At 72.2% G+C, this 23246-nt stretch carries 20 protein-coding genes; 16 read left to right on the forward strand and 4 right to left on the reverse strand.

Annotated elements, in window-relative coordinates; all coding sequences use genetic code 11:
* Positions 1–214: 214 nt before the first annotated feature.
* From F7P10_RS14775 to F7P10_RS14810, 8 genes are all read left to right on the forward strand, one after another.
* Complete coding sequence (locus tag F7P10_RS14775; protein WP_151009870.1) at positions 215–1381, forward strand: CdaR family transcriptional regulator; 1167 nt, start codon at positions 215–217, stop codon at positions 1379–1381.
* Positions 1382–1436: 55 nt separating this feature from the next.
* Positions 1437–3701 carry a LuxR C-terminal-related transcriptional regulator gene (locus F7P10_RS14780; protein WP_151009871.1) on the forward strand — a complete coding sequence of 755 codons (2265 nt, stop codon included), beginning with the start codon at positions 1437–1439 and terminating at the stop codon, positions 3699–3701.
* A gap of 1188 nt (positions 3702–4889) precedes the next feature.
* Positions 4890–5093: a hypothetical protein gene (locus F7P10_RS14785; protein WP_151009872.1), complete on the forward strand. Its 204-nt coding sequence runs from the start codon at positions 4890–4892 to the stop codon at positions 5091–5093.
* Positions 5094–5226: 133 nt separating this feature from the next.
* Positions 5227–7797, forward strand: coding sequence for a class IV lanthionine synthetase LanL (lanL, locus tag F7P10_RS14790; protein ID WP_151009873.1), 2571 nt, complete (start codon positions 5227–5229; stop codon positions 7795–7797).
* On the forward strand, positions 7794–8420 hold the full coding sequence (locus tag F7P10_RS14795) for a hypothetical protein (RefSeq protein WP_151009874.1): 627 nt from the start codon (positions 7794–7796) through the stop codon (positions 8418–8420). The genes lanL and F7P10_RS14795 overlap by 4 nt, the downstream gene beginning before the upstream one ends.
* Before the next feature lie 187 nt (positions 8421–8607).
* On the forward strand, positions 8608–9150 hold the full coding sequence (locus tag F7P10_RS14800; protein ID WP_176611475.1) for an ATP-binding cassette domain-containing protein: 543 nt from the start codon (positions 8608–8610) through the stop codon (positions 9148–9150).
* Positions 9151–9255: 105 nt separating this feature from the next.
* The gene (locus F7P10_RS14805; RefSeq protein ID WP_151009876.1) at positions 9256–9831 is read left to right on the forward strand and encodes a dihydrofolate reductase family protein; all 576 of its coding nucleotides are present in this window, start codon (positions 9256–9258) and stop codon (positions 9829–9831) included.
* Positions 9832–9912: 81 nt separating this feature from the next.
* The gene (locus F7P10_RS14810) at positions 9913–10647 is read left to right on the forward strand and encodes a class I SAM-dependent methyltransferase (protein ID WP_218040509.1); all 735 of its coding nucleotides are present in this window, start codon (positions 9913–9915) and stop codon (positions 10645–10647) included.
* Positions 10648–11097: 450 nt separating this feature from the next.
* Here F7P10_RS14810 and F7P10_RS14815 read toward each other — a convergent pair whose 3' ends face one another.
* On the reverse strand, positions 11098–12138 hold the full coding sequence (locus F7P10_RS14815; protein ID WP_151009877.1) for an LLM class F420-dependent oxidoreductase: 1041 nt from the start codon (positions 12136–12138) through the stop codon (positions 11098–11100).
* 169 nt (positions 12139–12307) lie between these two features.
* On the opposite strand from F7P10_RS14815, the gene F7P10_RS14820 reads away from it, so the two are divergent.
* The 8 genes from F7P10_RS14820 (at position 12308) to F7P10_RS14855 (ending at position 19960) form a co-directional block, all read left to right on the forward strand.
* Positions 12308–13102 carry an ABC transporter ATP-binding protein gene (locus F7P10_RS14820; RefSeq protein WP_151009878.1) on the forward strand — a complete coding sequence of 265 codons (795 nt, stop codon included), beginning with the start codon at positions 12308–12310 and terminating at the stop codon, positions 13100–13102.
* The gene (locus F7P10_RS14825; protein ID WP_151009879.1) at positions 13099–13902 is read left to right on the forward strand and encodes an ABC transporter ATP-binding protein; all 804 of its coding nucleotides are present in this window, start codon (positions 13099–13101) and stop codon (positions 13900–13902) included. Before F7P10_RS14820 ends, F7P10_RS14825 begins: the two co-directional genes overlap by 4 nt.
* Complete coding sequence (locus F7P10_RS14830; protein WP_151009880.1) at positions 13899–14789, forward strand: branched-chain amino acid ABC transporter permease; 891 nt, start codon at positions 13899–13901, stop codon at positions 14787–14789. The genes F7P10_RS14825 and F7P10_RS14830 overlap by 4 nt, the downstream gene beginning before the upstream one ends.
* A complete protein-coding gene (locus F7P10_RS14835; protein ID WP_254716607.1) occupies positions 14782–15960 on the forward strand; it encodes a branched-chain amino acid ABC transporter permease in 1179 nt (392 codons plus the stop codon). The genes F7P10_RS14830 and F7P10_RS14835 overlap by 8 nt, the downstream gene beginning before the upstream one ends.
* Positions 15957–17195: an ABC transporter substrate-binding protein gene (locus tag F7P10_RS14840; protein ID WP_151009881.1), complete on the forward strand. Its 1239-nt coding sequence runs from the start codon at positions 15957–15959 to the stop codon at positions 17193–17195. The genes F7P10_RS14835 and F7P10_RS14840 overlap by 4 nt, the downstream gene beginning before the upstream one ends.
* A gap of 73 nt (positions 17196–17268) precedes the next feature.
* Positions 17269–17913 carry a TetR/AcrR family transcriptional regulator gene (locus F7P10_RS14845; RefSeq protein ID WP_151009882.1) on the forward strand — a complete coding sequence of 215 codons (645 nt, stop codon included), beginning with the start codon at positions 17269–17271 and terminating at the stop codon, positions 17911–17913.
* Between the two features lie 92 nt (positions 17914–18005).
* Positions 18006–19157 (forward strand): acyl-CoA dehydrogenase family protein, encoded by a 1152-nt coding sequence (locus tag F7P10_RS14850; RefSeq protein WP_151009883.1) that lies wholly within the window; start codon positions 18006–18008, stop codon positions 19155–19157.
* A 41-nt stretch (positions 19158–19198) separates the two neighbouring features.
* Positions 19199–19960, forward strand: coding sequence for a crotonase/enoyl-CoA hydratase family protein (locus tag F7P10_RS14855; protein WP_151009884.1), 762 nt, complete (start codon positions 19199–19201; stop codon positions 19958–19960).
* Between the two features lie 76 nt (positions 19961–20036).
* Here the strand turns inward: F7P10_RS14855 and F7P10_RS14860 are convergent, their stop codons facing one another.
* The 3 genes from F7P10_RS14860 to F7P10_RS14870 are packed head-to-tail and all read right to left on the reverse strand — an operon-like array spanning position 20037 to position 23222.
* The gene (locus tag F7P10_RS14860) at positions 20037–21248 is read right to left on the reverse strand and encodes an acetyl-CoA C-acetyltransferase (protein ID WP_151009885.1); all 1212 of its coding nucleotides are present in this window, start codon (positions 21246–21248) and stop codon (positions 20037–20039) included.
* A 43-nt stretch (positions 21249–21291) separates the two neighbouring features.
* The gene (gene fabG, locus F7P10_RS14865) at positions 21292–22032 is read right to left on the reverse strand and encodes a 3-oxoacyl-ACP reductase FabG (RefSeq protein ID WP_151009886.1); all 741 of its coding nucleotides are present in this window, start codon (positions 22030–22032) and stop codon (positions 21292–21294) included.
* The gene (locus F7P10_RS14870) at positions 22029–23222 is read right to left on the reverse strand and encodes an acyl-CoA dehydrogenase family protein (RefSeq protein WP_151009887.1); all 1194 of its coding nucleotides are present in this window, start codon (positions 23220–23222) and stop codon (positions 22029–22031) included. Before F7P10_RS14870 ends, fabG begins: the two co-directional genes overlap by 4 nt.
* Positions 23223–23246 lie beyond the last annotated feature (24 nt).

The following is a 23246-nucleotide window of genomic DNA, read 5'->3' on the forward strand; positions in this document are numbered from 1 at the left end:
ACCGTGCATCCAGCCGGGTTCCCGAACTCGCGAGGCGGATCATCCAGGTCGCGGAGGACGCGCGGGCGCCCCGTTTCTGGCGGGCAACCGTCTGCGTCCTGCTCTGCGGGGGGTCGGTCAAACCGTCGGTACTCGGCGGATACGTAGTTCTGTGGATGGTGCGGAGTGAATCACCTGACCGATCGTTGCGTAGCACCGATGAGCAGGAGGCGGCGTGGAGATCAACGGGCAGGGCACCACGCTCGACGGGACGCTCCGCTCCTATGTGCCGGAGGTGGCGGCCGAGGTGACCGTCAGGATTCGCCGGGAGGTGCCGGCCTTGGGGGCGGCGCGGTATCTGGATTCGTTCGTGGAGAGCCTCATCGGGCACTTCCTCGACCTGCTGGACGAGTCCGGGCCGCCGTCCGACGAGATCCTCGGGCGGGCCCGGGAGGCCGGTGTTCGGGAAGCCGCGGAGGGCCGTGGCCCGGACGTCCTGCCCGCCGCCGCCCGGCTGGGTGCCGGGATAGCGATCGCCAGGTTGAGCGAGCACGCCGAGCGGTTGGGCCTGCGCGTCGAGATCAGCGCGGTCGGGAAGATCGCGCAGATGGTGTTCGCCTACACCGATCGCATCGCGGAGGCCGTCATCGCGGGCCACGGCGGCTCCGGAGCCCACGCCGTCGGCGAAGACGAGAAGCGTCGGCGGGAACTCCTCGATCTCCTGCTGACCCCGTGTCCAGGGGCGGCGGAGATCAAGGCGGCGGCGCGGAGCGCCGGGTGGCCGATGCCGCGCACCGTCGCGGTGATCGCCCTGGGGGCGGGCGGTCCCCGGCCGGTGCTTCCGCCCGACGCGCTTTTCGGCCTGCATTTGGACGAGCCCTGTCTGCTCCTGCCGGACCCCGACGGGCCCGCGCGGCGCCGCCAGGTGGCGGCCGGTTTGCGCGGTCGGACGGCGGCGATCGGGCCCACCGTGGGCGTAGCGGACGCGGCGAGGTCGCTGCGGTGGGCGTACCGCACGCTGTCGCTGGTCAGAAGCGGACGAATCACGGCGGAGGGAAGCCGGCCCGTCCGGTCCGCGGACCATCTGCCCCGGCTCATGACGTCCTGGGGCGCCGATCTGGTGGAGCTCGTGGCGGCCGACCGGCTCGCCCCGCTGGACGCCGTCCGGCCGTCGGTACGGCGGGAACTCGAGGTGACCCTGCTGGCGCTCCTGGAGTGCCATTTCCGGGCGATCGTGACCGCGGCGCGGCTGCATGTGCACCCGCAGACCGTCCGTTACCGGCTCCGCAGGCTCGAGGCCCTCTTCGGGGAGGAGCTCTACGAGCCGCGGAACCAGCTCGACATGCACTTGCTGCTGTACGCCAGGACGAGAGACCGAGTGGGCGCCGCAAGAGCGGACTGACCTGCGTTTTCCCTCCCTGGCGGCGGTCATCGAGATCGGCTACCGTGACGGCCTCATGGACCTTCCGCGCGCCACCACCAGTTACGTTGGCCGGCGATGCGAGACCGCCGAGGTCCGGGCGGCGTTGGCCGCCGGACGGCTCGTGACGCTGACGGGCCCGGGTGGTGTGGGCAAGACCCGGCTCGCCGCCGCGACGGCCGCACAGGTGGCCGGAGGGTTCGCCGACGGTGCCGTCTTCGTCGATCTCACCGAGCTTCGCGACGGCACGCTGCTACCGGATCTCGTCGCCACCCGGCTGGGCCTGCACAACCGGTCGGGTCAGCCCGCGCGCCGGCTCGTCCTGAGTCATCTGCGTGAACGCGCGCTGCTGCTCCTGCTGGACAACTGCGAGCACGTGGTGGACGAGGCGGCCGAGTTCGCCGCCGCGGTTCTGGCCGGATGCGGCGGTGTGGCCGTTCTCGGGACCGGCAGGCAGTCGCTCGGCGTGGCGGGAGAACGGGTTCTGCGGGTTCCCTCGCTGGCGGTGCCCGCGGAGGACGTCGCGGCCTCGCCCGCGGAGCTGGCCCGCTACGACGCGGTGCGCCTGCTCGTGGATCGTGCCTCGAGCATCGTTCCCGGGTTCGAGCTCACGGCCGGGAACGGCGCGGCCGTCGTGCGGATCTGCCGGCATCTGGACGGGCTGCCGCTGGCGATCGAGCTCGCCGCGGCCAGGATGCGTTCCCTGTCGCCGCAGCAGGTCGCCGACCGGCTCACCCGGCGGCTGCCGCTGCGCACGTCCAGCCCGCGCACGGCGCCGGAACGGCAACGGACGCTGCGCGCCACCATCGAGTGGAGCTTCTCCCTGTGCTCGCCGGCCGAGCAGGCGCTCTGGTCGCGGGCGTCGGTCTTCGCCGGCACGTTCGACCTGACCGCGGCCGAACGGGTGTGCGCGGGACCCGGCCTCGCGGCCGAGGAGGTCCTGGACGCCGTGGACGGCCTGCTCGACAAGTCCGTTCTGATCCGGGAAGACCACGGAGACATCGTCCGCTACCGGATGCTGGAGACCCTCCGCGAGCACGGCCGGGAACTCTTGGACCAGGCAGGCCAACGGAGCGCGGTCCGCCTGCGGCACCGCGACTGGATCGACCGGCTGACCGCGGCGGCCGACGCGGACTGGGTGAGCCGGGAGCAGCTGTCCTGGATCGTCCGGCTGAGGCTGGAGCAGGCGAACCTGCGCGCCGCCCTGGAATGGTCGCTGACCGAGCCGGGAGAGGCCGGGGCCGTACTGCGGATCGCGTCCCGGCTGGACGAGTACTGGACGTTCTTCGGTCACAGCCAGGAGTGCCGCCAGTGGCTCGACCGGGCGCTCGCCATCGCCCCGTCCGATCACCCCGATCGGCCGCGCGCACTGGCCATCTGCGCGCTCCACGGCGTCTGGCATCTGGACCTGGACGCGGCGGAGCGCCGGCTCGCCGAGGCGGACCGGTTCGCGGGCCCGCGGGACGACCTGCTGCGGGCGCTGCTGGGTTACGTGCGTGCGCTCGCCGCGCAGATCAGGACCGACACGTGTGCCGCCGACCTCGCCGCCGAGGCGGCCGCCGTGTTCCGCGCGCACGGGGACGTGCGCCGGGAACTGCATCCGCTGTGGATCTTCGGGGTGTCCACCGGCTACCGGAAGGGCGACGTGGCGGAGGGCCGGCGGGCGCTGCGCCGGATGCTGGAACTCTGCGAGGCGCACGGCGAGACCCGGTACCGCGCCATGGCCCAGTTCGGACTGGCCTATCTGGAGGTCGAGCGGGGCGATGTCGAGCCGGCCGAGGAACTCGCCCGCGAGTCCCTGCGGAACCTCATGAAGATCGGCGCGGGTTCCGGGACCGCCTACCTGCTCGACAATCTCGCCTGGATCGCGGACCGGAAGGGCGAGCACGTCAAGGCCGCCACCCTCTTCGGCGCGGCGGCCACGCTCTGGCGGGCGATCGGGTCGGCGCCGGAGATCGCCGTGTCCGGCCCGCACCGCGCGCACCGGGCGAGCACGCTGGCCGCGCTGGGTGAGGAGCACTTCGGCCGCGCGTTCGCCGCGGGGCGCGGCATGACCGGTGCGGAGGCCGCGCGGTACGCGCTCGGCGCGGCGGAACCCGGCGAGGGCGCCCGGCCAGGGGCGCTGACCGGACGCCAGTGGGAGATCGCCGGGCTGGTCGCCGAGGGCCTGACCAACCGGGACATCGCGGCCAAGCTGGTGATCTCCCAGCGCACGGCCGACACCCACGTCCGGAACATTCTGGACAAGCTCGGTTTCCGTAAGCGTGCTCAGGTCGCCGTCTGGTTCACCGAGCAGCGCTGACGTCCGACGGGGGCCCGGGCCGTCAGCGGAGCGTGGGCCGCAGGTCGCACTTGTGGTCGGCGGCGAAATCTGTGGCCTTCCCGGGCCCGGACGGTGTGCAGGAGATCATGCGGGGCGCCCTGTTCGAGTAGGCGGGCCATACTCGACGGCTCGCGGGCTTCCTGGTCTTGGCAAGTGAGGAAGCCTGAGCGGGGTGTGCTTGCCACGCCGGGCAAGCCCACAAGATCCCGGCATGCCGGTTGCGCGGCTGGAGTCCCCGAACACCGCTGGACCTGGGGTGTAGCGCCTGCTCGGCGATCCGTGCACCGACTGAGAAATTGTGGTCAGGATGTCCAGGCGGGCGGTGAGAGTGCAGGCGTCGGGCGGCAGGCGCCGCAGTGCCGGGGCCTGGCGAGTTCGGGATGGTCCTGGGCGTGGTCGGGGGCCTGCTGCACGCGGCGAAGCGGCCAGTCCAGTGCCTCGGCGGGCACGTCACGGGTGAGAGGGACGGCGGCCGGCCGGTCCGGGGGGACGGTGTAGCGGGTACCACCCTGCAGCAGCCGCTCCCCGCGCCGCCGCTGCGATCGCTGCGGCCGTGACGACCCTGGCAGCGCTGGCCGCGCCCGCCGACGCCGCGAAGCGACCCCGCTCGGTCTCTTCGGCCGCGTTCGTGGGGCCGACCATGTCGTGCCCGCTGAGAGGCGCGCAGGGCGGGACGATGGCGGGCCCGCGCCGGGCGGCACGCGGGCGGCGAGCCCTCCGCTGGCACCCGGGCGGTCGGCAAGACCAGGAACGCGCGGCCTGACGCCGGGGCGGGACGCGGTCCGGCCGGCGGTGCAGGCTGATCAGGACCTTGGTGGCTCGCGCCCCACCGACGTTTGGCCGGGCTGCTTCGGGTAGCCGGCCGTCCCACGCGGACTTCCCGATCGTGTTCGCGGCAGCGGGTGACGCGGCGAATTTGAGAGAAAAGTGATGAACGCCCCAGGTGCCGACCTTTCCTTATATTGGAGGTTCGGTGCGGGGTGTGACGGTGAGAGGTCGGTATCTTCGCTGCTACTCGACCCGCTCTCCGAGGGAGATGGAACCTTGTTGGTCGACGTGCAATTGTCGATGGGCGCTGCGAGCGCATGCAAAACAGGAACGACAAAAGAATCGTTTGCCGGTACAGCCGAACATGGCGCCGGCGCTTGGGTGAGAGGAGTTGTCGCCATGAACGCCCTGCTCGTGGGCCCGCGCGACGCGGGACCGTCCACCGCAGACCTGGACATCGGGTTCTTCGACAGCGACGAGGAGGTCGCCGCACACGGACCGCAGGCGTGTGCGCCCACCTGCAACACCGGCATGACGTTCGTCTGCGATGGCGATTCGGCCCACACGTGCACCTATGGGCAAACCTTCGTCTGCGACAGCTAGCGTCGAGTCGGCGGAGTTCCTGAGCCGGAAAGGTGGTTGTTTCTGCGGCCACCTTTCCGGCGCCACCGGGTGAGAGGTTAATGGATTGGTTTCTTCACTGCGGGGCGAGTTGCTGGCCGATGGTCTTTCTGAAATGGTCGGCGAGTTCGGATGGCGGACCCGCGCCGGGCGGGTTTGGGTGCATTGTGATCCGCCGTCGGTGTCGCTTCCGGAACAGGGCTGGAAGATTCATGTTTCCGCTCGCCCGGCCACGTTGCCGGAGACGTTGCGGGTCGTGGTTCCGCTTCTGGTGCGCCGGGGGTGCGCGTTCAAGGTGGTCAACGGGCGGGAGGCGCTGGCCGAGTTGAACGCCCCGGACGACCGCGTGTCGTCGGTGGGCAAGGCGATCACGGCCTATCCGTCGCCGGACCTGTTCCGGGAGCTGGCCGTCGAGTTGGCGGAGGCGCTGCGCGGGTTCGCCGCGCCGGTGGTGCGCAGCGATCGCCGGGTGCACCCCGAGGCGCCGGTCTACTACCGGTACGGCCCGTTCGCGGCCCGGTATCGGGTGAGCCTGAACGGACAGCCCGAGCTGGTGGTAACCGGCCCGGACGGGGAAGAGTACCCGGGAGCGGCCGGCCGGTTCTTCGACTGCCCGCCCTGGGAACGCGACCCGCTCAGCGCCGACCAAGGACCGCCGCCGGATGCCGACGAAGTAACGCCGGTGGGCAAGGGCGCGCCGGTGGGCGACGGCGATCCCGGCGTGGTGCTGGGCGGGCGCTGGCGGTTGCGGGAGGGTGTCCGGAACAGTTCGCGCGGACGGATCTTCCGGGGCCGGGACGTGGTCACCGGGCGGGAGGTCGTCGTCAAGGAGGCGCGAGCCTACATCGGTGGTGAGACGGCCGACAGCGACTGCCGCGCGAACCTGCGCAGCGAGCGGCGGGTGCTGGCGGCACTGGACGGTGTCACCGGGGTTCCCCAGGTGCTGGATCATTTCCGGCACGGCGAGGACGAGTTCCTCGTGCTGTCCTCCATGGGGCGACGCAACCTTGCGGACGACGTCGCCACGTCCGGTATCTACCCCGACCGGCCGGGCGAGCGGGACCTGTCGGTGCTGGCGCGGGAACTGCTGGTGCTCCTGGACGCCGTCCACGAGCGCGGGGTGGTCGTGCGCGACCTGAGTCCCAAGAACGTGGTCTTGGACGAGGCGGGCGGATGCCATCTGATCGACTTCGAGCTCGCCCGGCTCGACGGGCGGCAACGTCCGGGATACAGCCGCGGCTACTGCTCGCCGGAGCAGTTGCGCGGCGAGCCGGGCACGGTCGCCGACGACCACTTCGCCGTCGGCATGACACTGTTCTACGCTGCCACCGGCATCGACCCGGTCATGATCCACCGGGACGCGCTGCGTGACGCCGAGCAGTCACTGGCGGTGCTGGCGCGCGCGTTTCCCGACGGCGGGCCGACTCTGGCGCGGATTCCGGGCCTGGTCAGCGCCGACCCCGCCGAACGCATCGCCGCCGTCGGCGCGCTCCGGGCCGGAGACAGCGGCCGGTTCACCGGCTGGAGCCACCATCCGGCCGAAGTAGACACCGGAACGGTGGCGCGGGTGCTGACGCACACGCTGGCCCAGACCGTCCGGCACGGCAAGGAGCTGCTCACCTCCGACTCGCCGTCGGGACCATTGCGGCTCGACGTCTGGCAGGGGGCCGCGGGTCTGGGGACCGAGCTGCTGCATCATCTCACCGACGGCACCGCACAGGCGCTGGCCGCCGACCTGGCCCGGAACACGGCCGAGCACCCCCTGCTCAACGCCTACCCGCAGGGACTGGCCTTCGGCCGGACGGGCATCGCGGTGTTCCTGGCCGCCGCCGGACGGCGGCTGGACGATGACGACCTGCGCGGCGCGGCGCGCCGCGCCGCGCCGCCCGACCCCGGTCTCCTGGCGCGGGTGGAGTACTCCGACTACGCGCAGGGACTGGCCGGGATCGGCGCGGGTCATCTGATGCTGGCCGAGCTGACGGGCGACGGGGCCCATCTGGCCGTCGCGGCCGAGTGCGCACGCCGGATCGCCGACGGCGAGTGCCTCACCTCGGCGGACGACACCGCCGACCCCACCAACGGGATCGTCATCGGCCTCGGCCACGCCCACGGACGCGCCGGGCTGGGCGCGTTCCTGCTCGCCTACCACACCGTCACCGGCGACCGGCGGGCCGAGGCCGCCGCACACGTGCAGTACGCCGTGCTGTGCGAGCGGTTGCCGCAGGTGCTGGCCGCCGCCGCGCGCCCCTCCGCCCGGCCAATGTGCGCGTCCTGGTGTCAGGGGCTTTCGGGAATCGGGACATCCCTGCTGCGCGCCGCAGCACTGGGTGACGACCGGTGCCTGCGGCTGGCCCAGGACGCGGCCGAGACGTCCCTGCTGATGGCGCCGCGCATGGGCATCGTCACGCAGTGCTGCGGCATGGCGGGCGTCGGTGAACTGCTGGTGGACCTCGGCGCGGCCACCGGACAGAACACCTGGTTCGGCGAGGCCGAACGGGTGCTGGGACTGATGCTGGACCGTTGCGGCGGAGAACCCGACACTCCTGCGGAGTTCCCCGACAACTCCCTGCGCGGCGGCAGCGGGGGATGGGCCACCGGGAGCGCCGGGATACTGACGCTGCTGCGCCGCGTGCGCGACCACGGCGGCGCCGGGCCGTGGACGTTCGGCCAGTGGACGGCGGCGTGACCACCGGCACGGCACGGCCCGACACCGAAGAACGGTGCGCGGCGGGGATAGACGAGCAGGCCGTGTTCGGCGGGCGGCCGCAGGCTGTGAAGACCGGCAGCCTGGCGATGCTGCGCGAACTGCCCGGCGCGATCGGTCAGACCATCGGGCTGCTGTGGACGGCCGGCCGTGGGCTCACGGTCACGGTGCTGGCCTGCCAGACCGCCGCTGCCGCGCTGACCGGCCTGGGGCTGCTGGCCGGCACCCGCGTGCCGGCCGCGCTCCTGGCCGGCGGCCCGACCCCGCAGCGGATCACCGCCGCGCCACCGTTTCTGGCGTTGGTCGGCGGCGTGCTGGCGGCGCGCGGCGCGCTGACCGCCGCCGTCGCAGAGGCCCAGTCCCGGCTGACGCCCCGAGTCCTCCGACACGCCCACGACCGGCTGTACGAGGCGACCGCCGCCGTCGAACTGGCCGCCTTCGACAACCCCGACTGGCAGGAAGCACTGTCGCGGGCCCGTCAGCGCACACTGCCCGCCATCGAACTTGCCGTCGCGGAACTGCTCGCCGTCGCCGCCGCCATCGCCGGGCTGCTCGCGGTCGGCGGGATCCCCGCCACGCTGCACCCCTGCTCCTGGTCCTGCTGACGGCCTCCGTCATCCCGCACACCTGGGCCGCGATGCGCGCCGCCCGCACCGCCTACACCGGGGAAATCCCCCTCGCCGCCCTCTACCACCGCCAGCAACTCATCGCAGATCTCATCACCGGCCGCCCGGCGGCCGCCGAGATCCGTGCCTACGGCGCCGAACAGTTCCTGCTCGCCGAGTACCGGCGGTGGGCCGAGGCCGTCCAGAATCAGCGGCAGCGCCTGGAACTCACCCGCGCCCGAACCACCATGGCCGGACGCACGCTCGGCGGGATCGGCGTCCTGATCACCCTGATCGCCCTCGGAGCGCTGTTGAACGCGGGGGTGGTGCCGCTGGCCGCCGCCGCGACCGCGGTCATGGCGATCCGTGCCGGGCAGGCGTCCTTCGTCCAGCTCGCGACCACCGCCAACCGGTTGTACGAACGCGGCCTATACATCGGCGACTTCAACCGGTTCCTCACCGACAGCCACGCGCGCGCCCATCACCCCACCGGCGACCCGATGCCCCGCGATTTCGCCGCGATCCGTTTGGACGATGTCACCTTCTGCTACCCGGTACCGAGAAGCCCACCGTCGAAGGCGTCGACCTGTCCCTCGTTCAGGGTGAGGTCATCGCCCTGGTCGATGAGAACGGCTCAGGCAAGACCACCCTGGCCCGCCTGCTGGCCGGCCTGTACCGGCCCACGGCCGGGACGATCGCCTGGGGCGGCCCCTCCCCGCGTGGCGGGTGAGAGAAAATCTCGGGCACGTGTCGATCCGCCGAGACGCCGTTCGACCTTTGGACGACACACCCGTCCGGGGCGGCCGCCCCGGACGCCCTCAGAAGGAGCATCGCGATGGGTTTCATCAAGTCCAGCCTCTTCATCTCCCTCGACGGCGTGATCGAGGCGCCGGAGACCTGGCACTTCCCCTACTTCGACGACCAGATGGGCGCCGTCGTCGGCGAGCTGATGGGCGAGGCCGAGGCGACCCTCCTCGGTCGGCACACCTACGAAGGGTTCGCCTCCTACTGGCCGGACGCCGACCCCGCCGATCCGATGACCGAGGTCATGAACAGCGCGCGCAAGTTCGTGGTGTCCGACACCCTGACCGAAGCGACATGGCGGAACTCCTCGCTCGTCAACGGCGATGTCGCGGCGAGGCTGACCGAGCTCAAGGCGGACACCCGGCTCGGCACCACCGGCAGCGCCGCGTTGGTCCGCTGGATGCTGGAGCAGGGCCTGGTGGACGAACTGCACCTGCTCGTCCACCCGATCGTCGTCGGACACGGCGCGAAACTGTTCACCGACGGCCGGACCGTGCCCCTGAAGCTCCTGTCCTCGACGACCTTCGACGCCACCGGCGTCGTCCACCTCGTTTACACGAACGGCGACACTCCCAAGGAAGGATCCGCCACTTCCGCGGCCTCCTGAACCCGGGCACTGTACTCGGCGGCGGTGGACCAGTGCGGCGTAGTCGGCCCCCGAGCGACCGGTTCGTGGCAGAGTGGCGGGATGCCCGGCGCGCGATACGGGATCGACTCGCCCTACGGGTTCGGCTTCATGGGCTTGGTCGTGCTGGGGTTCTGGGTGACCGGGCTGGTGATGGCGATCACCGCCGATCCGGCCGCCGCGCTGCCCGCGCTGGTCTCCGGCACCCTGCTGGCGGGATGCCTGGCCCTGAGCCTGCACGCCACGCTGCGCGGCAAGTTCCTGGTCTGGCGGGACGTGCTGGACGAACTGGACCTGCGAGGCGACGAACGGCTGCTCGACCTCGGCTGCGGGCGCGGCGCCGTCCTGCTGGCCGCCGCCCGGCGCCTCCCGCGGGGCCGGGCGGTCGGCGTGGACCTGTGGCGCGGACGGGACCAGTCCGGCAATGCCCCGGCGGCGACCCTGCGCAACGCCCGCGCCGAAGGCGTCGCCGACCGCGTCCACGTGCAAGGTGGTGACCTGCGCAGACTCCCGTACGCGGAGGCGAGCTTCGACCTGGTCGTGTCCAGCCTGACGGTGCACACCATTCTCGGCGCGGACACCCGCGCCCAAGTGATCGCCGAGGCGTACCGGGTGCTGCGGCCGGGCGGCCGCCTGCTGATCGCCGACCTGGCGCGAACCCCCCGCGAGTACGCCGCGGTGCTGGCCCGGCTGAACGCCCAGGACATCCGCGTGCGCGGCCTCGGCTGGCGCGCGTGGTGGGGCAGTCCGTGGGTTCCGACCCGCCTGCTCACCGCCCGCAAACCAGCCACCCCCTGAACACGCCCCGGTGACCTCAGGTCAGGTGTCCGTGCTCCGGGGAGGCTCAGCGTGAGTAGAAGCTTCGGTTACGTCCGGATCCTCGGAAGCCAGGGCAGCGACGGCGCGCACGGACGGGCGCCCACACCCATCGCAGGCGCCCCACTCCTTCGCCTCCGCTGTGGTTGATCGTCGGATGGGCGCGGTGTTCGACCCACGACGCCGGTCGTCAAGCACTTCCTGGAGCCGCCGGAAGAAGGTCCGGAGGAGGAGTCGCCGCACTTCGTCGGCGCGGCAAGGGCACCCGACCGGTAACGCCCGGCGGATCACGGGATATGAAGGCGTCCACGACCGGCACGAGAACACCATCCACCGAGGCGGCATCCGTCCGCCCCCGGGTCGGAGTGCGTTGCGCGTCCGCCCGGGGGCGTTCGCGGTACCGGGCCACCCGGCGCGTCCGCCCGGACACTGTCAGGGCATCAGGTCCCGCAGGCGCTCGATGGCGGCGACGCGTTCGTCGAGGGGACCGGCGAGCGGCTTCACGCTGACCGTGGTGACGCCGCATTCGGCGAGTTCGGCGATCCGCTCGGCCACGTACTTCTCGGGGCCGATGAGCGACGTCGCGCGCAACAGGTCCTCGGGAACGGCGGCCTCCGCCTCCTTCTTGCGGCCCGCCAGGTAGAGCTCCTGGATCAGCTCGGCCTCCCGCTCGTAGCCGTACCGCCGGGCGAGGTCGTTGTAGAAGTTCTTGCCCCGGGCGCCCATGCCGCCGATGTAGAGCGCCAGCTGCGGGCGCGCCAGGTCGAGCAGGTGGTCGACGTCGTCGCCGATGGCCAGGGGCATGGTGACCACGACGTCCAGCGGGCCCAGCTCGGGGTCCCGGCGGGCCCGCCCGGCTGCGAGCGAGGGTCCCCAGACCTCGTGCAGCCGGCCGGGGTGGACGAAGACCGGCAGCCAGCTCTCAGCGACCTCGGCGGCCAGTTCCACGTTCTTGGGGCCGATGGCGGCCAGCATGATCGGGACGCGGGGCCGGACCGGGTGGTTGATGAGCTTCAGCGGCTTGCCCAGCCCGGTCCCGCGATCGGCCGGCAGCGGAAGCTCGTAGTGCCGGCCGCGGTGCACGACCGCCTCGCGCCTCCACACGCGGCGGCAGATCTCCACGATCTCGCGGGTCCGGGCGATCGGGGCGTGGTAAGGGACGCCGTGAAAGCCCTCGATCACCTGCGGGCCGGACGCGCCGAGACCGAGGACGAACCTGCCGCCCGACACGTGGTCGAGCCCGGCCGCGGTCATGGCGAGCAGCGCCGGCGTCCGGGTGTAGATCGACAGGATCGCGGAGGCGAGCCGCATGCGCTCGGTGACCGCCGCCAGGTACCCGAGCTGGCTGACGGCGTCGAAGGAGTAGGCCTCCGCGACGAAGGCGATCTCGACCCCGGCGGCCTCAAGGTCGCGCAGTTCAGCGGCCGCCTGCGTGAAACCGCCGCTGTAGCCGAGGGTCGTGCCGATCCGCATAGCGAACCTCCAGGATCAGACAGGGCCGGGCGGGCCGTCGCGGCCCGCTCCGACCGGCCGAAGTGTTGACGCCTGTGACGCCGCTCACCTACATTACGCTACTTAACGAACGATCGATAGCTAGAACTTAACGAACGTTCGACAGGGCACAGGGCAGCGAGGAGGCCGGATGCTCGAAATCGAAGGGCTCGTCGTCCGCTACGGCGCACGAAGCCCGGTACTGCACGAGGTGGGCCTCGACGTCGCCGAGGCGGGCGTGGTGGCGCTGCTGGGCGCCAACGGCGCGGGCAAGACCTCTCTCATGCGCGCCGTCTCGGGCACGTTGCCGCTGCACGGAGGATCGGTCGCCGCCGGGTCGATCCGGTTCCGCGGACGGGACGTCACCCGGGGCGACCCGGCGGCCATGGTGGCCGCCGGACTGGTGCAGGTCCCCGAGGGGCGGCACGTGTTCGGCGCGCTCACCGTCGACGAGAACCTCGACGCGGGCGCCATCACCGTCCGTTCCCGCGGCGAGCGGGCGCGCGCCCGCGACGAGATGTTCGGCATGTTCCCCCGGCTGGCCGAGCGGCGCCGCCAGCGCGCCGGCACGCTGTCCGGCGGCGAGCAGCAGATGCTGGCCATCGCCCGCGCGCTGATGTCCCGGCCGAAACTGCTGCTGCTCGACGAGCCCTCCCTCGGCCTGGCGCCGATGCTGGTGAAGCAGATCGGCGAGAAGGTGCGCGAGATCAGCCGCGAGGGCGTCCCCGTGCTGCTGGTGGAGCAGAACGCGGCGATGGCGCTGGAGATCGCCGACCGGGCGCACGTCCTGGAGCTGGGCCGGATCGTGCTGAGCGGGCCGGCCGACGAGCTGTCCCGCAGCGACGAGGTCGGCCGGCTCTACCTGGGCGACGGCGCGGCCGGCGATCCGGTCGGCAGCCCGGCCGGCGACCCGGCCCTGCCGCGGCTGGCCCGGTGGTCGGCATGAGCGCGCCCCGCCTGGAGATGGACGCGGTCACCGTCGCGTTCAGCGGCCTGCGGGCGCTGGACGAGGTGTCGTTCACCGTCGAGCCGGGGACCGTCCACGCGGTCATCGGCCCCAACGGGGCCGGCAAGTCGTCGCTGCTCAACGCGCTGTGCGGCATCTATCCCCTGACCGGCGGGCGCATCCTGCTGGACGAGCACGAGGTGACGCGGCTGCGACCGGACCGGGTCGCGGCACTGGGAGTCGGCAGGACCTTCCAGAACATCGTCGCCTCGGGGCGGGAGTCGGTGCTGGACAACCTGATGGTCGGGCGGCACCGGCTGACCCGCTCCGGCCTGGTCGCGACCGCGTTGCGGCTCGACCGCCGCGAGCAGCGCCGGCACGAGGCGCGGGTGCGGGAGATCGCCGAGTTCGTCGGCCTCACACCGCTGCTGGACGCAACCGCGGGACGGCTGCCCTACGGCGACCTCAAGCGCCTGGAGTTCGCCCGGGCGCTGTGCCTGGAGCCGCGCCTCCTCATCCTCGACGAACCCGTGGCCGGCCTGAACGCCGCGGAGAGCCGGGAGCTGGGACGGCTCGTCCTGGCGGCGCGCGAGTCCCTCGGCCTGACCGTGGTCTTCGTGGAGCACGACATGGGCGTGGTCATGTCGATCGCCGACCGCATCACGGTGCTGGACTTCGGCCGGGTCGTCGCGGGCGGCACGCCCGCGGAGGTGCGCCGGGACCCGACCGTGGTCAACGCCTATCTCGGCGTGCCGGGCGATTCCGGTACCGGCCCCGCGGAGGAGAGGACGCCGCAATGACCCATCTGCTGGAACTGATAGCCAACGGCGTGTCCCTGGGCCTGCTGTACTCGCTCATCACGCTCGGCTTCGTCATCATCTTCAAGGCCACCCGGGTGGTGAACTTCGCGCACGCGTCGTTCCTGCTGCTCGGGGTGTACGTCGTGGCCGCCGCCCAGCCGCGGCTCGGGTTCGCCGCGGCGGCCGTGCTCGGGCTCGCGGTCACCGGCCTGCTCGCACTGGTCGCCGAGCGGCTGCTGATCGCCCGCATCGACCAGCGGGACCACCACGCGATGGCGATCGTCACGATCGGCCTCAACGTCGTGCTGACCGCCGAGCTGACCCGGCGCCTCGGGGAGCGGATGCTGCCGCTGGGCGCGCCGTGGGACGGCCACGTGGTGCACCTCGGCCCCCTCAGCCTGCCGCTCACGGTCGTCATCACCGTGGTGGCCGTGCCGCTGCTGATCGGCGGTCTCACCGCGCTGCTCACGCTGACCGGCTGGGGACTGGCGATGCGGGCGTCCATCGCCGACGCCGAGGGGGCGGCCCTGGTCGGCATCCGGCTGCGCCGGGTCTCCGCCCTCGCCTGGGGGACGGCCGGGCTGCTGGCCGCGACGGCCGGCATCGGCCTGGCCTCGTTCCCCAACCCCGGTGTCAGCGTGAGCCTCGGGGCGGTCGCGATCGCCGCGTTCCCCGCGGCCATCATCGGCGGGTTCGACTCGCTCGGCGGGGCCATCGTCGGCGGGCTCATCGTCGGTGTCGTCCAGGTGCTGGTGTCGGGCTACCAGGACGCGCTGTCGTTCCTCGGGCTCGGCGTCGGTGATGTCGTCGCCTACCTCGTGATGATCGTCGTGCTGCTGTGGCGGCCGTCCGGACTGTTCGGCTCTAAGGAGATCAGCCGTGTCTGACGACACCCTCGCCACCGCCCGTCCGGCCGCCGAGGCGCGGGCGGGCGTCCCACCGGCCCGGTCGCTGCCGCAGCGGCTGCGCGGTGCCGCCCTCCCGGCGGCCGTGCTGGTCGCGCTGCTGGCCCTGCCCTTCTATGTCGAGGTGTTCTGGCTGCGCATCGGCCTGTTCGCGATGGCCGCCGCCGTCGGGGCGCTCGGCCTGACCATCCTGTTCGGCGCCGCCGGGCAGCTGTCCCTCGGGCACGCGTTCTTCGTCGCCGTCGGGACGTACGGGTACGCGTTCCTCTCCGGTGAGGAGCAGGGCCACGTCAGGGGGCTGGGGCTGCCGCCGCTGGCGGCCGCCGTGTCGGCGACCCTGCTGGCCGGGCTCTGCGGCCTGCTGTTCAGCCCGATCGCCGGCCGGTTGCGCGGCATCTATCTCGGCATCGCCTCGCTGGGGCTGGTCTTCCTCGGCCACCACCTGCTGCTCAACGCACGGCCGGTGACCGGCGGCTACGACGGGCGCGCGGTCGAACCGTTCTCGCTCGGCGGGTTCACCTTCTCCGACGCCTCGGACCTGATCCTGCTCCGCGTCCCCTTCGGAGCCGTGGAGAGCCTGTGGTACCTGTTCCTCGCGGTCACCGCCGCGGCCACGCTGGTGGCCCGCAACGTGCTGCGGGGCCGGCCCGGCCGGGCGTTCCGACTCGTGCGCGACAGCGAGGTGGGCGCCGCCACCATGGGCGTGCGCGTCGACCGGACCAAGGCGTCCGCGTTCGTCCTGTCCTCGATGTTCGCCGGCGTCGCCGGCGTGCTGACCGCGCTGGCCTTCCAGCGCGCGGTACCCGACTACTTCGACCTCCACCTGTCCATCGACTTCCTCGCCATGATCATTATCGGCGGCCTGGGGTCGACGTCCGGCGCGATCGCCGGCGCGACCTTCGTGATCGCGTTGCCGATCGTGCTGGCCCGGTACGCGGACGCGCTGCCCCTGATCGTCGGACCGGGCCAAAACGGGCTGGACGCGTCCATCGCCGCGCAGTTCGTGTACGGCGCGCTCGTCGTGGCGATCATGCTGACCCGGCCCGGCGGCCTGAGCGCGATGGTGACCGCCGTCCGCGACCGGCGCGCGCGGGCCGCACCCCCGACCCCCGCACCCACCCCCGCCCGCGACTCCGTCAGGAGGACCCCATGATCCGGTTCCGTCCGGGCCCCCGCACCGCGGTCGCCCTCGCACTCGCCGTGTCCGTCACCGGATGCTCGGGTAAGACCGTCGATCCCTCGGCGACCGCTCCCGGCGTCACCGATTCCACCATCAAGCTGGGCGTCCTGGCCGATCTCAGCGGCCCGTTCGCGACGTCCGGCAAGACCAGCAACGCCGCGGGCCAGTTCGCCGTCGAGGAGATCAACGAGGCCGGCGGCGTGTGCGGCCGCAAGCTGGAACTGGTCATCCGGGACCACACCTACGACGTCCAGAAGGCCGTCACGGCCTACGACGAGGTCGAGCCGCAGGTGCTGAGCTTCCTCAACGTCTTCGGCTCGGCGGTCACCACGGCGCTGCGGGACAAGGTGGCCGCGGACGACGTGCTGGCCGGCCTCACGGCCTTCGCCCCCACCCTGCTCGGCGACCCGCACCTCATCGTGGTCGGCGCCACCTACGACGTCCAGGCGATCAACAGCATCGACTTTCTGAAGCGGGAGGGCATGCTGAAGAAGGGGGACACCCTGGGCCACATCTACATGCAGGGCGAGATGGGCGAGAACAGCCTGAAGGGCAGTGAGTACGCGGCCGAGCAGCTGGGGCTGAAGCTGGTGAGCCAGCAGATCAAACCGACCGACACCGACCTCACCAGCCAGGTCAACGCGATGAAGGCGGCCGGCGTGAAGGCGATCCTGCTGGACTCCACGGCCCAGCAGACCGCGGCGGTGGCCGGTTCCGCGCAGACCGCCGGGCTGGACGTGCCGATCATGGGCAACGTCGCCTCGTTCGCCACCAGCCTGCTGTCGACGGCGGCCGCACCCGCGCTGACGGAGCACTACTACCGGGTGTCGGGCGTCGGGCTCATCGGCCAGGACTCGCCGGAGGTGCGCAAGCTCGCCGACAAGTACAAGGCCGAATACGGCCCGGAGCAGCCCGAGTCGGGCGGCGCCGTCGTACTGTCCTACGTGACCACCCACCTTTTCGCTGAGGTCATCGGCAACACCTGCGACGATCTGACGCGCGAGGGCGTGCTCGCGGCTCGCGCCAAGGTGACCGACTTCACCATGCCCGGCCTCGGGCCGGCGCTGAACCTGTCCGACCCGGCGCAGCCGTCGTCGCGGGCGAGCCAGATCCACCGCCCCGACAAGGCGACCTACGCCGGCATGAAGCTGGTCGAGGACTTCCGGACCTCCGACCTCGCCAAGCGTTACCGGGTGCAGTCGGGGTGACCGCGCCCTCGCCGGCGGCACCGCCGCCGGCCGGTGCGGATCATGAAGGCAAGCTGACACAGAGAAGTGGGAGATGATGGTACGCGGCACTGGGGATGCGGCGGCCGATCGCCTGCCGGCGGCGGTGGCCCGGGGCGACGGGCTCACCGCGATCATGCGGGCGGCGCGCACCGTTTTCGCCGATCGCGGCTACCACGGCGCGTCGATCCGGGACATCGCCAAGGAGGCGGGGCTGAGCCTGTCGGCCCTGTACTACTACTACTCCGGCAAGCAGGACCTGCTCCACGCGCTGCTGGAGGACACGCTGGCCGACTACCGCAGCAGTTGCACCGAGGTGCTGGCCGAGGCCGGGGACGACCCGGCCGCGCGCCTGCGCGGCTTCGTGCGAGCCACCGTGGAGTACCGGGTGCGGCGCCAGGTCGACAGCCTGCTCGCCCTCCAGGAGACGCGCAATCTGGAACCGGACCGGCTGGAAAGCTTCGCCGAACGGCGCGACGCGCTGCCGGGGCTGCTGCGCGAGATCATCGAGGACGGTGTGGCGGGCGGGCTGTTCGCCACGCCGTACCCCGATGAGGCGCAGCGGACGATCCTGGCGATGTGCAACGCGATAGCGCAGTGGTACCAGCCGTCCGGCGGCCTGACCGTGACCGACCTGGTGGAGCGCTACATCCACATGGCGCTCACCCTGGTGGAGTACCGCCCGCACGAGGGCCGGTAGCGGCCGCGGCCCGGCTTCCGACCGTGCTGGCACCCTACTTAACGATCGTTCGACAAGCCAGGGCCGGGCACGGTCCCGGCAGAGGAGAAGTGATGCGACGCACCGTCTTCGACCACGACCACGAGACCTTCCGGAGCACCGTCCGCGACCTGCTCGCCCGCGAGGTCGTCCCGGTGTTCCCGGAGTGGGAGAAGGCGGGCGCGGCGCCCCGCGACTTCTACCGGCTGCTGGGCAAGGTGGGCATCCTCGGCATGCAGGTGCCGGAGGAGTACGGGGGCGGCGGCCGGCGCAGTTTCACCTTCAACGCGGTGGTCAACGAGGAACTGGCGCACGCCAAGCTCGGCCTCGGCCCGATCCGGGTGCACAACGACATCGTGCTGCCGTATCTGCTGCGCTATGCCGACGACGAGCAGAAGCGGCGCTGGCTGCCCGGCGTCGCCTCCGGCGAGTCGATGACCGCGATCGCGATGACCGAGCCCGGTACCGGGTCCGACCTGGCCGGCATCACCACGACCGCGGTGCGCGACGGCGACCGCTACATCCTCAACGGGGCCAAGACCTTCATCACCGGCGCCGTCAACGCCGACCTCGTGCTGGTCGTCGCCCGCACGGCCCCGCTGCGGCAGGACGATCGGCGCGCCGGCCTGAGCATCCTCGTCGTCGAGACGGCGGCGGAGGGATTCACGGTGGGCCGCAACCTGGAGAAGATCGGTCTCAAGGCGCAGGACACCGCCGAGCTCGCCTTCGCCGACGTCGTCGTCCCGGCCGGGAACCTGCTGGGCGAGGAGGGCCGCGCGTTCGAGTACCTGCGCGGCAACCTCGCGCAGGAGCGGCTGTCCATCGCGGTGAACGCGCAGGCGGCCGCGGCCACCGCCCTGGAGCTCACCGTCGGGTACGTCAAGGAGCGCGACGTGTTCGGCGAGCCGCTGTCCGGCTTCCAGAACACCAAGTTCGTGCTCGCGGAGTGCGCCACCGACGTGGAGGCGGGCCAGACCCTGGTCGACCGCGCGCTGGTGGAGCACGACGCGGGCGGGTTGAGCGCCGCCGACGCGGCGAAGGTGAAGCTGTTCTGCACCGAGCTGCAGTCCCGCGTCGTCGACAAGTGCCTGCAGCTGCACGGGGGATACGGCTACGTGCTGGAGTACCCGATCGCCCGCCTGTACGCCGACGCGAGGGTCACCCGCATCTACGGCGGCACCAGCGAGGTCATGAAGAGCATCATCGCCAAGTCCCTTGCCCTGTGAACCGATTAGGGCAATGCCCGGGCGACCATGGAGGCACCGAAATGAGCACAGTACTGACCGAGTTCGCCGACGGCGTCGCGGTCATCACCATTAACCGGCCGGAGGCGCGCAACGCGGTGGACCTGGAGGTGACCAAGGCCCTCGCCGCCGCGATCGACGAGTTCGAGTCCCGGCCGGAGCTGCTGGTCGCCGTCCTCACCGGAGCGGGCGGCACCTTCTGCTCCGGCATGGACCTGAAGGCCTTCGTGCGCGGCGAGAAGCCCGCCCTGCCGGGCCGCGGCTTCGCCGGCATCACCGAGCGCCCGCCGACGAAACCGCTGATCACCGCAGTCGAGGGGTGGGCGGCGGCCGGCGGTTGCGAACTGGCGCTCGCCGCCGACCTGGTGGTCGCGGCCCGGGACGCCGCGTTCAGCCTCCCCGAGGTCAAGCGGGGCCTGATCGCGGTGGGCGGCGGCCTGCTGCGCGCGGCCAAGGCGCTGCCCTACCACCTGGCCATGCAGCTGGTGCTCACGGGCGACCCGCTCCCGGCTCCGGCGGCGCACGCGTACGGGCTGGTCAACGAGCTGACCGAGCCGGGCGGCGCGCTGGAGGGGGCGCGCGCGCTGGCGGCCCGCATCGCCGCCAACGCGCCGTTCGCGGTGCGGGCGTCCAAGCAGATCGTCTCCTCGTCGGTGCGTTACACCGACGAGGAGGCGTTCGCGGCGCAGCGCGAGGTCTGGGCCGAGGTCACCGAGTCCGCCGACGCCCTGGAGGGCGCGCGCGCCTTCGCGGAGAAGCGGGCACCGGTCTGGACGGTGGGGTGACGGCCGGCCGTCCCGCCGCGTTCCATCACTCCGCGGGGGCCGCCGGACCGGCGGCCCCCGCGGGCGGTCCCGCGGGTCATCCGGGCACCCGCTCGAAGACCGCGGCCAGTCCCTGGCCTCCACCGATGCACATGGTCTCCAGGCCGTACCGGGCGTCCCGCCGGTGCAGCTCCCGGGACAGCGTCGCCAGCATCCGCACGCCGGTCGCCCCGACCGGATGCCCGAGCGAGATGCCCGAACCGTGCACGTTGGTACGCTCCAAATCCGCGTCGCCGAACTTCCACTCCCGCATGACCGCCAGCGCCTGGGCCGCGAACGCCTCGTTCAGCTCGATGAGGTCCATGTCGGCGAGGGTCAGGCCCGCCGGGTCCAGGGCCGCCGCGGTCGCGGAGACCGGTCCGATGCCCATCATCTTCGGCGGGACGGCCGCGACGGCCCACGATACGAGGCGCACCAGCGGCCGCAGCCCGAGCCGCCCGGCGCGCCCGGGCGTGGTGACGACGCACATCGCGGCGGCGTCGTTCTGCCCGCTGGCGTTGCCGGCGGTGACCGTCGCCTCCGGGTCGGTGTCGAGCAGGATCGGCCGGAGCCCGCCCAGCGACTCCAGCGTGGTGTCGGCGCGCGGATGCTCGTCGGTGTCGATCAGCGTCTCGCCGTGCCTCGTCCTGACCTGGGTGGGAACGATCTCCTCGGCGAGGATCCCGTCGACCTGGGCCTTGACCGCCCGCTGGTGGGACAGCAGCGCCAGCTCGTCCTGCTCCGCACGGGGGATCGCGTACTCGCGGCGCAGGTTCTCGGCCGTTTCGAGCATGCCGCCGGGGACGGGATGGTTCCTGCCGCCCGCGGTCTGCCGGGCACGGGCGAGGCCGTCGTGCAGGGTGATGCCGTTCCGGGCGCCCCATCGCACGTCCGCCGAGTAGAACGTGGCGTTGCTCATGCTCTCGGTACCGCCGGCGACGACGACCTCATGCGCCCCGGTCCGCACCTGCATGGCCGCCTGGATCACGGCCTGCAGCCCCGAGCCGCACCGGCGGTCCAGTTGCATGCCGGGGACGGTGACGGGCAGTCCGGCGTCGAGCGCGACGACCCGGCCGATCGCGGGCGCCTCGCTGCTGGCGTTGCAGTGGCCGAGGACGACGTCGTCGATCGCCTCCGGCGGGATGCCGGTGCGCTCGATCAGCCCCTGGAGGGCGACCACCCCGAGATCGGCCGCCGTCAGGTTCCTGAAGATCCCGCCGTAGCGGCCGATCGGGGTGCGGACGGGTTCGCAGACGACGACTTCACGCATGGCCGGTGCCTTCCTTCGGGCTCGAACTCGGTGCTCATCGGTGCTACATGAACCTTCCGCCGGTCACCTCCAGCACCGCGCCCGTCATATAGGAGGACAGGTCGGAGGCCAGGAACAGCGCGACGGCGGCGACCTCACCGGGCTCGCCGGCGCGCCCCATCGGGATCTCGGCCATCTTCCGGTCCCACGCCTTGCGCGGCATCGCCTCGGTCATGGCCGAGCGGATCAGCCCCGGCTGGACGGCGTTGACTCGGACGCCGTGGTGGGCCATCTCCTTGGCGGCGGCCTTGGACAGCCCGACGATGCCGGCCTTGGCCGCCGAGTAGTTGGTCTGGCCGACCATTCCGACCTTCCCCGACACCGAGGAGATGTTCACGATCGCGCCGCTCCGCTGCCGGCGCATGACCGCGGCCGCCTTGCGGGTGCCGTTCCAGGTTCCCCTGAGGTGGACGTCGATGACCTGGTCGAACTGCTCCTCGGTCATCGTCCGCATGGTCGCGTCGCGGGTGATCCCGGCGTTGTTGACCATGACGTCGAGGGATCCGAACGCGGCGAGCGCCGTCTCGATCGACGTGTCGACGTCGGCGGGGCTCGTGACGTCGCATCGCACCGCGCGGGCCACGTCCCGGCCGCCGAGCCTCCCGGCCGCCGCGTCGGCGGTCTCCGGGTCCAGGTCACCGAGGACGACCCTCGCGCCCTCCTTGACGAAGACCTCCGCGATGGCGAACCCGATGCCCTGGGCGCCTCCGGTGACGACCGCGGTCCGGCCGGCGAGCAGCGTCATGACCGATCAGCCTCCCTTTCGTCGCGTGCGGCGTCGCGCGCCGTCCTCGCCGCTCCGCCGAGCATCCGCTTGGCGATGATGACCTTCTGCACCTCGCTGGTGCCCTCGTACAGCCGGAAGAGGCGGGCGTCGCGGTAGAACCGCTCGACCGGGACCGACCGCATGTACCCCATGCCGCCGTGGATCTGGACGGCGCGGTCGGCCACCCGGCCGACCATCTCCGAGCAGAAGAGCTTCGCGCACGACGGCGCCATGCGGCGATCGTCGCCGTCGTCGTAGGCCCGCGCCGCCTCCAGCACCATCGCCCGGCCGGCCAGCAGCTCGGTCTGCGACTCGGCGAGCATCGCCTGCACCTGCTGGAACCCGGCGATGGGACGGCCGCCCTGCCGGCTCGCCGCGGCGTGCGCGACGCTCTCCCCGACCAGCCGCCCGGCGAGCCCGACGCAGATCGCCGCGATGTGCAGTCGGCCGCGGGCCAGCGAACGCATGGCGGCCGCGAACCCCTCGCCCTCGACCCCGCCGATCAGCGCGGACGCGGGCACGAAGACGTCGTCGAGGAACACCTCGGCGGTGTGCGCGCCGCGCTGCCCCATCTTCGCGTCGCCGGGGCCGACGCCGAGCCCCCGCGATCCGGACTCGACCGCGAAGACGGAGATGCCCTCGGTGCCCTCGGTCGCGGCGTCCGTCCGGGCGAAGACCATGAACAGGTCGGCGCGGTCGGCGTTGGTGATGAACCGCTTCCGGCCGGTGAGCCGGTAGCCGCCGTCGACCCGGACCGCCCGGGTGCGCAGCCCGCTCGGGTCGGACCCCGCCTCGGGCTCGGTCAGGGCGAACGAGGCGATCTTGCGGCCGGCGGCCAGGTCCGGCAGGTAGCGCCGCTTCTGCTCCTCCGTGCCGAAGTTCACCACCACCTGGCCGGCGATCCCGTTGTTGGTCCCGAGGAGCGAGCGGAAGGCGGGCGTGGTGTGGCCGAGCTCCATCGCCAGCCGGACGTCCTCGGTCATCGAGAACCCGAGGCCGCCGTACTCCGCCGGCAGCGCGAACCCGAACAGCCCCATGTCGGCCGCCTTCGTGCGGACGGCCTCGGGAATCTCGTCGGTCTGCTCGATGGCGTCCTCGGCGGGCACGACCTCCTTGCGCACGAAGGCGCGCACCGCGGCGAGTACCTCCTGGAATGCTTCGGTCTCCACTGCTCGTCTCCTGGATGGGGTGGG

It is taken from the genome of Actinomadura sp. WMMB 499, assembly GCF_008824145.1.
Classification (GTDB): domain Bacteria; phylum Actinomycetota; class Actinomycetes; order Streptosporangiales; family Streptosporangiaceae; genus Spirillospora.